Source organism: Citrobacter portucalensis (assembly GCF_002042885.1).
Taxonomy (GTDB): domain Bacteria; phylum Pseudomonadota; class Gammaproteobacteria; order Enterobacterales; family Enterobacteriaceae; genus Citrobacter; species Citrobacter portucalensis.
In genome coordinates, this window is the sequence record NZ_MVFY01000002.1 from 359247 (window position 1) to 371926 (window position 12680).

Genomic DNA, 12680 nt, shown 5'->3' on the forward strand with positions numbered 1-12680 from the left:
GAATGAGTGTTTTATATCCGTTAATTCAGGCGCTGGTGCTGTTTGCCGTTGCGCCGCTGCTGTCCGGTGTTACCCGCGTGGCGCGTGCGCGTTTGCACAATCGCCGCGGTCCGGGCGTTTTGCAGGAATACCGCGACATTATCAAACTGTTGGGCCGTCAGAGCATTGCGCCTGCGGATTCCAGCTGGGTTTTCCGCCTGACGCCGTTTGTGATGGTGGGCGTGATGCTGACTATCGCCACTGCGTTGCCGGTAGTGACCGTTGGCTCGCCGCTGCCACAACTGGGCGATCTGATCACCTTAATTTACCTGTTCGCCATCGCCCGTTTCTTCTTTTCTATCGCGGGACTGGATACCGGTAGCCCGTTTACCGCCATTGGCGCCAGCCGTGAAGCGATGCTCGGCGTGCTGGTTGAACCTATCCTGCTGCTGGGGCTGTGGGTAGCGGCACAGGTTGCGGGTTCAACCCATATCAGCAATATCGCCGATACCATTTACCACTGGCCTGCTGCGCGCAGCATCCCGCTGATTCTGGCACTGTGCGCCTGTGCTTTCGCCACTTTTATCGAAATGGGCAAACTGCCGTTCGATCTGGCGGAAGCAGAGCAGGAGCTGCAGGAAGGTCCATTGACTGAATACAGCGGCAGCGGTTTTGCCGTGCTGAAGTGGGGCATTAGCCTCAAACAGCTGGTCGTTCTGCAAATGTTCGTTGGCGTGTTCCTGCCGTGGGGACAGATGGAAACCTTCACCGCCGGTGGACTGCTGCTGGCGCTGGTGATTGCCGTCGTCAAGCTGGTCCTCGGCGTGCTGGTCATCGCCCTGTTCGAAAACAGCATGGCGCGTCTGCGTTTTTGCGCCACTTCACGCGTGACCTGGGCCGGTTTTGGGTTTGCGTTTTTAGCGTTCGTCTCCTTGCTGGTGGCGTGATTTAAGAGAGTTTGAGCATGTCTGAAGAAAAATTAGGTCAACAATATCTCGCTGCGCTGCACCAGGCCTTTCCGGGCGTGGTGCTGGATGAAGCCTGGCAGACCAAAGATCAGCTGACGATCACCGTCAAGGTGAACTACCTGCCGGAAGTGGTGGAGTTCCTGTACTACAAACAGGGCGGCTGGTTATCCGTGCTGTTTGGTAACGACGAACGTCAGCTGTGCGGTCATTACGCCGTTTATTACGTGATGTCGATGGAGCAGGGCACCAAGTGCTGGATAACCGTCCGCGTTGAAGTCGATGCCAATAAACTGGAGTTCCCGTCCGTCACGCCGCGCGTTCCAGCAGCGGTCTGGGGCGAGCGTGAAGTGCGCGACATGTACGGTTTGATCCCGGTTGGTTTACCGGATGAGCGCCGTCTGGTGTTACCGGATGACTGGCCGGACGAACTCTATCCGCTGCGTAAAGACAGCATGGATTATCGTCAGCGCCCGGCGCCGACTACCGATGCTGAAACCTACGAGTTCATCAACGAACTGGGCGACAAGAAAAATAACGTGGTGCCGATTGGCCCGTTGCACGTCACCTCCGATGAACCCGGTCACTTCCGCCTGTTTGTTGACGGTGAGAACATCATCGACGCCGATTACCGTCTGTTCTATGTCCACCGCGGCATGGAGAAACTGGCGGAAACCCGCATGGGTTACAACGAAGTGACGTTCCTGTCAGATCGCGTGTGCGGCATCTGCGGCTTTGCGCATAGCACCGCTTATACCACCTCCGTTGAGAATGCGATGGGCATCGTGGTGCCGGAACGTGCGCAGATGATCCGCGCTATTCTGCTGGAAGTTGAGCGTCTGCACTCGCACCTGCTCAACCTCGGCCTGGCCTGTCACTTCACCGGTTTTGACTCCGGCTTTATGCAGTTCTTCCGCGTGCGTGAAACGTCGATGAAGATGGCGGAGATCCTCACTGGGGCACGTAAAACCTACGGTCTGAACCTGATCGGCGGTATCCGTCGTGATCTGCTGAAAGAAGATATGATCCAGACCCGTCAACTGGCGCAGCAGATGCGTCGTGACGTGCAGGAATTGGTCGATATGCTGCTCAGCACGCCGAACATGGAACAGCGTACCGTTGGTATTGGTCGTCTTGATCCGGAAATTGCCCGTGACTTCAGTAACGTCGGCCCGATGGTTCGCGCCAGCGGCCACGCGCGTGACACCCGCGCTGATCACCCGTTTGTCGGCTATGGTCTGCTGCCGATGGAAGTTCACAGCGAGCAGGGCTGCGACGTTATTTCTCGCCTGAAAGTCCGTATTAATGAAGTCTACACCGCGCTGAATATGATCGACTTTGGTCTGGACAACCTGCCGGGCGGTCCGCTGATGGTGGAAGGCTTTACCTATATTCCTCACCGTTTCGCACTGGGCTTTGCTGAAGCGCCGCGTGGAGATGACATCCACTGGAGCATGACCGGCGACAACCAGAAACTGTATCGCTGGCGCTGCCGTGCGGCGACTTACGCCAACTGGCCGACGCTGCGCTACATGCTGCGTGGCAATACCGTTTCCGATGCCCCGCTGATTATCGGTAGCCTCGATCCTTGCTACTCCTGTACTGACCGTATGACTGTGGTTGATGTGCGTAAGAAGAAGAGCAAAGTCGTGCCGTACAAAGAACTTGAGCGCTACAGCATCGAGCGTAAAAACTCGCCGCTGAAATAAGGAATCGCCATGTTTACCTTTATCAAAAAAGTCATCAAAACCGGGGCACCGACGTCGTCGTATCCGCTGGAGCCGATTGCGGTCGATAAAAACTTCCGTGGCAAACCGGAACATAATCCGCAGCAGTGCATCGGCTGTGCGGCCTGTGTGAACGCGTGCCCGTCGAACGCGCTGACGGTAGAAACCGATCTGGTCACCAATGAGCTGGCGTGGCAGTTCAACCTTGGGCGCTGCATTTTCTGCGCCCGCTGCGAAGAAGTCTGCCCGACAGCGGCAATCAAGCTGTCGCAGGAGTATGAGCTGGCGGTGTGGAAGAAAGATGATTTCCTGCAGCAGTCTCGTTTTGCGCTGTGCAATTGCCGCGTATGTAACCGTCCGTTTGCGGTGCAAAAAGAGATTGATTACGCCATTGCGCTGCTTAAGCACAACGGTGATACCCGCGCGGAAAACCACCGTGAAAGCTTTGAGACCTGCCCGGACTGTAAGCGCCAGAAATGCCTGGTGCCGTCTGACCGTATTGAACTGACTCGCCATATGAAAGAGGCCAGCTGATGAGCAATTTATTAGGCCCACGTGACGCCAACGGTATTCCGGTACCGATGACGGTGGATGAATCCATTGCCAGCATGAAAGCATCGCTGCTGAAAAGCATCAAGCGTTCAGCGTATGTTTACCGCGTGGACTGCGGCGGCTGCAACGGTTGCGAAATCGAAATCTTTGCTACGCTTTCTCCGCTGTTTGATGCCGAACGTTTTGGCATCAAAGTCGTCCCGTCACCGCGCCATGCGGATATTCTGCTGTTTACCGGCGCGGTAACCCGTGCCATGCGCTCTCCGGCGCTGCGTGCCTGGCATTCTGCGCCAGATCCGAAAATTTGTATCTCTTACGGTGCCTGCGGTAACAGCGGCGGTATCTTCCACGACTTATACTGCGTATGGGGCGGCACGGACAAAATCGTACCGGTGGACGTGTATATTCCAGGTTGTCCGCCGACGCCTGCGGCAACGCTGTATGGTTTTGCCATGGCGCTGGGTCTGCTGGAGCAAAAAATTCACGCGCGTGCGCCGGGTGAACTGGACGAACAGCCGGCGGAAATTCTGCATCCGAACATGGTTCAGCCGCTGCGCGTGAAGGTGGATCGCGAGGCTCGCCGTCTGGCGGGATACCGCTATGGTCGCCAGATTGCTGATGACTATATGACGCAGTTAGGGCAGGGCGAGCATCAGGTGGCGCGCTGGCTGGAAGCGGAAAACGATCCGCGTCTGACCGAGATCGTCACGCATCTTAATCATGTTGTCGAAGAGGCGCGTATCCGATGAGTGAAACGGTGGTGTTCAGTCAACTGAGCCGTAAGTTTATTGATGAGAACGATGCGACGCCTGCTGAGGCGCAGCAGGTTGTCTATTACAGCCTGGCGATTGGTCACCACCTTGGGATCATCGATTGCCTGGAAGCGGCGTTAACTTGTCCATGGGACGAATATCTGGCATGGATTGCTACCCTTGCTGAGGGAAGCGAAGCCCGCCGGAAAATGGAAGGCGTGCCGAAATACGGCGAGATCGTTATCGATTTCAACCATGTGCAAATGCTGGCGCGCGCGTTCGATGATGCGCGTGCCGTGCAGACCCCGCAGCAGCAGGAGTGGAGCAAGCTGATGCTTAGCATGCTGCACGACATACACCAGGAAAGCGCCATCTATCTGATGGTGAGGAGACACCGTGACTGACGTTTTATTATGTGTGGGTAACAGCATGATGGGCGATGACGGCGCGGGCCCGCTGCTGGCTGAAATGTGTGCTGCAAATCCTCAAGGCAACTGGGTTGTCATCGACGGCGGTAGCGCGCCGGAGAACGATATTGTCGCGATCCGTGAATTGTGCCCGCAGCGTCTGTTGATTGTGGATGCCACCGACATGGGGTTAAACCCTGGTGAAATCCGCATTATCGACCCGGATGATATTGCCGAAATGTTCATGATGACCACCCACAACATGCCGCTGAACTATCTGGTAGATCAGCTGAAAGACGATGTTGGTGAGGTAATTTTCCTCGGCGTTCAACCGGACATCGTCGGTTTTTACTACCCGATGACACAGCCGATCAAAGATGCGGTTGATACCGTCTATCAGCGATTAGCCGGTTGGGAAGGACACGGTGGATTCTCCGAGCTGGAAGCACCAGAAGAGTAAACCGTATCAGTGCCGGATGTGAACGACATCCGGCCTGTTTTCCCAGTGTATCCTCGTCATTCAATTGCCTGCTCAATAATTAATTTCCCCTGCATCACTGATACATTCACTGCTGTACCGGTCGGAAATCCAGCTTGTTCCAGCCAGTCGCCGTTCAGCGTGAGTGAGGCGTGACGACTGATTCGTCGGGTATAACCCGTTTTTGGATCTTCATGGCGTTTTCTGACATAGCTGACTTTCAAGCGACGTACCGGTTTGGTGATTGCCACCGCTGTTTTGCCCTTTTTATCAAACATGCACGCTTCCTTGTGGTGAATGGCCAGGATTAAAAACTACTGAATAAAATGCCAGTAAAAAAGGGGGAGGGCAAACCTGAAACTGGAAGGACGATTCCAAATCTGGAATGTAATAAATGAAATGAAAATAAGCACTTCTGCCGGAAGGCTGTAACCCCCTCCGGCAGATTCGTCATGCCAGATCGGCACCGTTACTGGCGATGACTTTTTTGTACCACCAGAATGATTTCTTGCGTGTACGTGCCAGCGTGCCGTTGCCCGCGTCATCGCGGTCCACATATACAAAACCGTAGCGTTTGCTCATCTCACCGGTTGAGGCTGAAACCAGATCGATACAGCCCCAGGAGGTGTAACCCATCAGCGGCACGCCATCTTCAATCGCGTCTGCCATGGCGCGAATATGTTCGCGTAAATAGCTGATGCGATAGTCGTCATTGATCTCACCGTTAGCATCAATTTCATCTTTCGCTCCCAGCCCGTTTTCCACCAGAAACAGCGGCTTCTGGTAGCGGTCATACATCATATTCATGGTGATGCGCAGGCCGAGCGGATCGATGCCCCAGCCCCATTCACTGGCGGGAATGTACGGATTACGCAGCGACTTCACCACGTTGGCAGCGCTGGTATTGCCCGTGTTCATTTCAGCGGAGGCGCAGCGCGATGCGTAATAGCTGAAAGAGACGAAATCGACGGTGTTTTTCAGGATGTCGTCATCTTCCGGGGCTTTTTCGATTACCACGCCTTTTTCGCGAAAAACGCGGGCAGAGTATGCCGGGTAGGCCCCGCGCGCCTGCACATCAATGAAGAACAGGTTTTCACGGTCTTTTTCCAGTGCGGTCCACACATCTTCCGGCTTACACGAGTAAGGATAAAAATTACCGCCAGCCAGCATACAACCGACCTGGTTTTGCGGATTAATTTCATGGGCTATTTTAGTCGCCAGGGCGCTGGCTATCAGTTCGTGGTGAGCGGACTGATATTTTACCTGATCCTGATTTTCACCTTCTTCAAATACCAGCCCGGCGCCTGAAAAGGGGCTGTGCAGCATGATGTTGATTTCGTTGAACGTCAGCCAGTACTTCACCAGACCGTCAAAGGCCTCGAAGCAGGTACGGGCGTAGCGGGTAAAGAACTCCACCATTTTGCGGTTACGCCAGGAGCCGTACTCGGTGACCAGATGCATAGGTACATCGAAGTGACACAGCGTGACTAATGGCTCAATACCGTATTTTTTACACTCGGCAAACACGGCCCGATAAAACGCAATTCCGTCTTCATTCGGCGTCAGCTCGTCGCCGTTAGGGTAGAGGCGGCTCCAGGCAATGGAAGTACGAAAAACCGTAAACCCCATTTCCGCCATCAGCGCGATATCTTCTTTATAGCGATGATAAAAGTCGATCGCCTGATGGCTGGGATAAAATTCGTCATCCCGCAGCGTAAAGCGCTTTTCCTGACCCAGTTTGACGGGCATGCGGTGTGTGCCGTGGGGGATCATATCGACGGTAGTCAGCCCTTTGCCGCCTTCCCGGTATGCCCCTTCAGATTGGTTGGCGGCCAGTGCGCCGCCCCATAAAAATCCTTGCGGAAAAACAGACATAATTAACCTCAGTTCGTACCAGTCAAATGCTGGCTCCATTGATATTGCCCGGTTGTGCGGCCTGGTTTTTTCTGGCCTGCGCGGCTGCATCTTCGACAGGAATATCTTCAAAGCCGAGAATCAGCGTTAGTACAAAAGAAAGCACTACCGCCAGCGCCATCACGCCAAATACCCAAACGATGGTCATCGGATTGGCCGGATCGAAAAACTGGACGCTGGTGAACAGACCTGGAGCCGCCATGGAGTGGCTTGCAAGCCCGGCCATTCCAGCAACAGCACCGCAGATAAAACCGCTGATAAGGCTCGCAATCAGCGGACGTTTCAGGCGGATTGCCACGCCATACAGCGCGGGTTCGGAAATGCCCGCCATGATGGCTGAGGCGGCGGCCGCTAACGCCGTCTGGCGCAGCTCCGGGTTTTTGGTTTTCCATGCCACTGCCAGCGATGAACCACCTAACGACAAATTGGCGCCAATTTCCGATGGCATCACCATGCCTTCTTTTCCGGTTTCGGCAATGGTCTGAATAATGGTTGGCGTAAAGACACGGTGCATACCGGTCATTACCAGCAGCGGCCACAGCGCGCCCATAATGGCCACTGACAGCCAGCCGAGATAGCCGTGGATGGTATAGACCAGCGCTGAAATCGCGCTACCGATCCAGATACCGATCGGGCCAATGATGACGATGGCGAGCGGGGCGGCGATCAGCACGATCAGCATCGGTTTGAGGAAGTTTTTGGTCACCGCCGGAGTTATACGATCGACCCAACGTTCGATGTATGACAAGCACCAGGTCATGACCAGCGCTGGGATTACTGTGTAGGTGTATTTCACCGCCGTCACTGGGATCAGGGCAAACTCAACGTGCTCACCCTGCGCGGCCTTCGCCATCAGGTCGATAAAGCTGGGATGCACCAGTACGCCCGCGATGGCGATAGCCAGCGACATGTTGGTTTTGAATTTGATAGCGGCCGACGCGGCGACCATCAGCGGCAGGAAGAAGAATGCACCGTCGCCAATGACGGTCAGAATGGTGAGCGTGGACGATCCTTTCACCAGCACGCCGGTCATTTCCAGAACCATCGCCAGCAGCTTGAGCATTGATCCGCCGATAATCGCCGGGATCAACGGCGACATTGTGCCGATCAGCGCATCAAGGATCCCCGCGCCAATCCGCTTCAGCGTCAGTCGGGGTTTGATTTGCGGCTCAGCAGGCTGCATGTTGGCAGGCAACAGGCTGACCACTTCACGATATGCCTGCGAAACGGTGTTGCCGATAATCACCTGACATTGGTTCTCGTTGCGCACCACGCCCAGCACGCCAGTGAGGGTTTTCAGCGTTGCGCTGTCGACCTGCGAGTCATCTTTGATAACGAAACGCAAACGGGTCATACAGTGGGTCACTGCTGTTATGTTGTCGACGCCTCCCAGAGCCGTCACAACGGAGCGCGCCAGCGCTGCATAATTCTTGGACATCGGATTTAATCCTGTTTTATCAGTAGAGTACGTTATTTTTTATCCGTTTACGTGGGTCGCTTTTCTGGGTTGATGAAACGCAGATAGGAAACCGGTTCCACAAAATAATGTTTAAATTGTATTAACTGATCAAGATTTAATTTTGATCAATTTTTGTAATTGTGACTCCGATCACCAGATGTCAGCGTCTGCGATTTAGCAGCAAGGACAGCGGCAAAACGGTGCAGTACACTGCGTCACATTGAGAGAAAAGGGATGAGTAATATGACCACGATGCTGGAGGTGGCGAAGCGTGCCGGAGTGTCGAAAGCGACGGTTTCCCGGGTGCTTTCCGGAAACGGCTATGTCAGCCAGGAAACCAAAGACCGCGTGTTTCAGGCCATTGAAGAGAGTGGTTACCGTCCAAATTTGCTGGCGCGCAGTCTCGCGGCGAAAACCACGCAGACACTGGGTCTGGTGGTAACAAACACCCTTTATCACGGCGTCTATTTCAGCGAACTGCTGTTTCATACCGCGCGGATGGCGGAAGATAAAGGGCGCCAGCTGTTACTGGCTGACGGTAAGCATAGCGCTGAGGAAGAGCGCCAGGCGATCCAGTACCTGCTCGACCTGCGCTGTGACGCGATTATGATTTATCCGCGTTTTCTCAGCGTGGATGAGATAGATGACATCATCGATGCCCACAGCCAGCCGATTATGGTGCTTAATCGACGCCTGCGGAAAAACAGTAGCCATAGCGTATGGTGCGATCAAAAGCAGACCAGCTTTAACGCCGTTACCCAGCTCATTGCCGCCGGGCATAAAGAGATTGGTTTTATTACCGGCTCGATGGATTCGCCAACCGGCGTGGAGCGACTTTCAGGCTATAAAGACGCGCTGGCACATCATGGGATCGCGCTAAATAATGATCTGATTGTTAAAGGGAAATGGACGCCAGCCTGCGGCGCAGCGGGTGTGGATACTTTGCTTTCGCGCAAGGTCAATTTTACCGCATTGGTGGCCAGCAATGACGATATGGCGATCGGCGCGATGAAGCAGTTGCACGAGCATGGTGTGAGCGTTCCCGCACAGGTGTCGGTGATTGGCTTTGATGATATCGCCCTCGCGCCATACACTATTCCGGCGCTTTCCAGCGTTAAAATCCCGGTAACAGAAATGATTCAGGAAACGATTGGGCGCCTGATCTTTATGTTAGGTGACGGGGCGTTTACGCCGTCAAAGACCTTCACCGGTGAACTCATTGCGCGCGACTCAGTTGCGCCGCCCGTTTCGCGCTGACAGCTGTCATTTGTCATCGTCACTAGTGACGATGACACGCCCTTTTTGCGTTCTTCAGAATTAAATTCCTTTAAAAACAGCAAATTAAATTCTGGCACGATTTGTGTATGCTTCGGCAGATATTCTGTCATTGCTGGAGAAATTGATGAACCGTTTCATCATTGCAGACGCCAATAAATGCATTGGTTGCCGTACCTGTGAAGTGGCCTGCGTGGTATCCCATCAGGATAACCAGGACTGCGCATCGCTGACCCCTGAAACCTTTTTACCCCGCATTCACGTCATCAAAGGTGTTAATGTCTCCACGGCGACGCTGTGCCGCCAGTGCGAAGACGCGCCGTGCGCTAACGTCTGTCCGAACGGTGCGATCAGCCGTGATAAAGGTTTTGTCCACGTAATGCAGGAACGCTGCATTGGCTGTAAAACCTGCGTTGTGGCTTGTCCTTACGGCGCAATGGAAGTGGTCGTGCGTCCGGTCGTGCGTAACAGCGGCGCAGGTCTGAACGTCCGTGCAGAAAAAGCTGAAGCCAATAAGTGCGACCTGTGCCACCATCGTGAGGCCGGTCCTGCCTGTATGGAAGTGTGCCCGACTCACGCACTGATATATGTGGATCGCAATAAGCTTGAGCAACTGAGCGCGGAAAAACGTCGTCGCGCCGCGCTGGATTCCACCGCATCTTTGCTGTTCTGATAGCTGAAAATCCGCGTAAAATACGGTAGTACTTATGCCGGATGGCGGCTTTGCCTTATCCGGCCTACTGTTCGCATCCACGTAGGCCTGATAAGCGTAGCGCCATCAGGCAAACCGGGATAGATGACTGCGGGAACGACTTAATGACAATAAACAACCACTCCGGCGTACAGCTGCGTATTCGCGGCAAAGTACAGGGCGTCGGATTTCGCCCCTACGTCTGGCAACTGGCGCAGCGCTTACAACTGCATGGCGATGTGTGTAACGACGGTGACGGTGTGGTTGTGCGCTTACAGGAAGATCCGGCGGAATTTATTGCGCAGTTGCATCAACACTGCCCACCGCTGGCGCGCATTGACAGCGTTGAGAGCGAACCATTCGCCTGGACGCAGCAGCCTGCCGATTTCTCGATTCGTCAAAGTGCTGGCGGTACGATGAATACGCAAATCGTTCCGGACGCCGCGACCTGTCCCGAATGCCTTGTTGAAATGAACACCCCCGGCGAACGTCGTTACCGCTACCCCTTTATCAACTGCACCCACTGTGGTCCGCGTTTTACGATTATTCGCGCCATGCCCTACGATCGTCCGTTTACCGTAATGGCGTCATTCCCACTCTGCGCGCAATGTGACAAAGAGTATCGCGATCCGTACGACCGTCGATTCCACGCCCAGCCAGTGGCTTGTCCGGCATGCGGCCCTCATCTGGAGTGGTTCTGTGCGGGTGAGCGAGCGGAGAAAGAAGTGGCGCTGCAGGCGGCGGTATCGCGGCTGAAAGCAGGCGGTATTGTGGCGGTTAAAGGCATTGGTGGGTTTCATCTGGTGTGCGATGCGCGAAATGATAACGCCGTAGCGCTACTCAGGCTGCGCAAACACCGTCCGGCGAAACCTCTGGCAGTGATGCTGCCCTCTGATGAGGGATTGCCTGAACCCGCTCGTCGTTTGCTGACTACCCCTGCTGCGCCGATCGTGCTGGTGCAGAAACGCTATGTCGCTGCATTGAGCGAGGGCATTGCGCCGGGGTTAACGGAGGTTGGCGTCATGCTGCCAGCGAATCCGTTACAGCATTTACTCTTACAAGAGATGAATTGTCCGCTGGTGATGACCTCTGGCAACCTCAGCGGCAGGCCTCCGGCCATTACTAACGCCCAGGCGCTGGAAGATTTACATGACATTGCCGACGGTTTCCTGCTGCATAATCGCGAAATTGTGCAGCGGATGGATGACTCCGTGGTGCGTGACAGTGGGGAAATGCTGCGTCGTTCCCGAGGTTATGTGCCGGATGCGGTCGCACTACCACCAGGATTTCGCGACGTGCCGCCGATGCTGTGCTTAGGTGCTGATCTGAAAAATACTTTCTGTCTGGTGCGCGGCGAGCAGGCGGTTATCAGCCAGCATTTGGGCGATCTTAGCGATGACGGTATTCAGCAACAGTGGCGTGATGCGCTACGCCTGATCCAGAACATTTATGACTTTACGCCGCAGCGTATCGTGCATGATGCACACCCTGGCTATGTTTCCAGCCAATGGGCCAGTGAAATGGAGCTGCCAACTGAAACGGTGCTGCATCACCATGCGCATGCCGCTGCGTGTCTTGCGGAGCACGGCTGGCCGCTCAATGGCGGTGATGTGATTGCCCTGACGCTAGACGGTATCGGTATGGGGGAAAACGGCGCGCTGTGGGGTGGGGAGTGTTTGCGAGTTAACTATCGTGAATGCGAACACCTTGGCGGCTTACCGGCGGTAGCGCTGGCGGGCGGCGATCTGGCGGCAAAACAGCCGTGGCGTAATCTGCTCGCGCAGTGCCTGCGTTTTGTTCCTGACTGGCAGCGTTATCCGGAAACATCGGTGCTGCAACATCAAAACTGGAACGTACTGGCGCGCGCTATTGAACGAGGAGTTAACGCTCCGCTGGCGTCATCGTGCGGACGACTGTTTGATGCCGTTGCCGCCGCGTTGCAATGTGCACCGGAATCATTGAGTTATGAAGGTGAAGCGGCCTGTGCGCTTGAGGCGATGGCATCGCAATGTGATGGCGTTGATCACCCAGTCACGGTGCCGCTTGATGACAATCAGCTGGACTTAGCAGTTTTTTGGCAGCAATGGCTGAACTGGCAGGCCAAACCAGCAGAAAGGGCGTGGGCGTTTCACGACGCGCTGGCGCGTGGGTTTGCCACTCTGATGCGAATGCAGGCCGAAGCGCGCGGGATTAAGACGTTAGTATTTAGCGGTGGCGTGATGCATAACCGCTTATTGTCGGCCCGTCTGGCGTTTTATCTGCGTGATTTTACCTTACTGTTCCCGCAGCGTTTACCGGCGGGCGACGGCGGGTTGTCATTGGGGCAGGGCGTGATTGCCGCAGCGCGAGCGTTGGCGCAAAAATAAAAAAAGCCCCGGGACTGGCGGGGCAAGAAAAACATGTCGGGGCATACCGACAAGTGGCAACGCACATCCATGTGCGTGAGGTTAATAAATCAGTAGCAGCGTTGCCGGGCAAAGT

12 protein-coding genes are annotated in these 12680 nt (G+C 54.9%); 9 read left to right on the forward strand and 3 right to left on the reverse strand.

Annotated features, from left to right (window positions below; all coding sequences use genetic code 11):
• Window positions 1-2: 2 nt before the first annotated feature.
• Genes BZK40_RS04395 through hycI form a run of 6 tightly spaced genes read left to right on the forward strand, consistent with a single transcriptional unit; the run spans window position 3 to window position 4842 of the window.
• Window positions 3-926, forward strand: coding sequence for a respiratory chain complex I subunit 1 family protein (locus tag BZK40_RS04395; protein ID WP_003825914.1), 924 nt, complete (start codon window positions 3-5; stop codon window positions 924-926).
• A 17-nt stretch (window positions 927-943) separates the two neighbouring features.
• Window positions 944-2653, forward strand: coding sequence for a formate hydrogenlyase subunit HycE (gene hycE, locus BZK40_RS04400; protein ID WP_003037393.1), 1710 nt, complete (start codon window positions 944-946; stop codon window positions 2651-2653).
• A 9-nt stretch (window positions 2654-2662) separates the two neighbouring features.
• Window positions 2663-3205, forward strand: a complete 543-nt coding sequence (locus tag BZK40_RS04405) for a formate hydrogenlyase complex iron-sulfur subunit (protein ID WP_032944742.1) — start codon at window positions 2663-2665, stop codon at window positions 3203-3205.
• Window positions 3205-3972, forward strand: a complete 768-nt coding sequence (gene hycG / locus BZK40_RS04410) for a formate hydrogenlyase subunit HycG (RefSeq protein WP_079934224.1) — start codon at window positions 3205-3207, stop codon at window positions 3970-3972. Before BZK40_RS04405 ends, hycG begins: the two co-directional genes overlap by 1 nt.
• Window positions 3969-4379 (forward strand): formate hydrogenlyase maturation HycH family protein, encoded by a 411-nt coding sequence (locus BZK40_RS04415; RefSeq protein WP_003037385.1) that lies wholly within the window; start codon window positions 3969-3971, stop codon window positions 4377-4379. Before hycG ends, BZK40_RS04415 begins: the two co-directional genes overlap by 4 nt.
• On the forward strand, window positions 4372-4842 hold the full coding sequence (gene hycI / locus BZK40_RS04420; protein WP_079934225.1) for a hydrogenase maturation peptidase HycI: 471 nt from the start codon (window positions 4372-4374) through the stop codon (window positions 4840-4842). The genes BZK40_RS04415 and hycI overlap by 8 nt, the downstream gene beginning before the upstream one ends.
• Window positions 4843-4898: 56 nt before the next feature.
• Here hycI and BZK40_RS04425 read toward each other — a convergent pair whose 3' ends face one another.
• The 3 genes from BZK40_RS04425 to ascF form a co-directional block, all read right to left on the reverse strand.
• Window positions 4899-5138: a SymE family type I addiction module toxin gene (locus tag BZK40_RS04425; protein ID WP_008785630.1), complete on the reverse strand. Its 240-nt coding sequence runs from the start codon at window positions 5136-5138 to the stop codon at window positions 4899-4901.
• Between the two features lie 172 nt (window positions 5139-5310).
• Window positions 5311-6735: a 6-phospho-beta-glucosidase gene (locus BZK40_RS04430; protein ID WP_079934277.1), complete on the reverse strand. Its 1425-nt coding sequence runs from the start codon at window positions 6733-6735 to the stop codon at window positions 5311-5313.
• 22 nt (window positions 6736-6757) lie between these two features.
• Window positions 6758-8212, reverse strand: a complete 1455-nt coding sequence (ascF, locus tag BZK40_RS04435; protein ID WP_032944740.1) for a PTS cellobiose/arbutin/salicin transporter subunit IIBC — start codon at window positions 8210-8212, stop codon at window positions 6758-6760.
• Window positions 8213-8476: 264 nt separating this feature from the next.
• Between ascF and BZK40_RS04440 the strand changes: the two genes are divergently transcribed.
• The 3 genes from BZK40_RS04440 to hypF all read left to right on the forward strand — a co-directional run bounded on the left by BZK40_RS04440 (window position 8477) and on the right by hypF (window position 12565).
• Window positions 8477-9490, forward strand: a complete 1014-nt coding sequence (locus BZK40_RS04440) for a LacI family DNA-binding transcriptional regulator (protein WP_079934226.1) — start codon at window positions 8477-8479, stop codon at window positions 9488-9490.
• 145 nt (window positions 9491-9635) lie between these two features.
• A complete protein-coding gene (hydN, locus tag BZK40_RS04445; RefSeq protein ID WP_003037366.1) occupies window positions 9636-10181 on the forward strand; it encodes an electron transport protein HydN in 546 nt (181 codons plus the stop codon).
• A gap of 143 nt (window positions 10182-10324) precedes the next feature.
• Window positions 10325-12565: a carbamoyltransferase HypF gene (gene hypF, locus BZK40_RS04450; protein WP_079934227.1), complete on the forward strand. Its 2241-nt coding sequence runs from the start codon at window positions 10325-10327 to the stop codon at window positions 12563-12565.
• Window positions 12566-12680 lie beyond the last annotated feature (115 nt).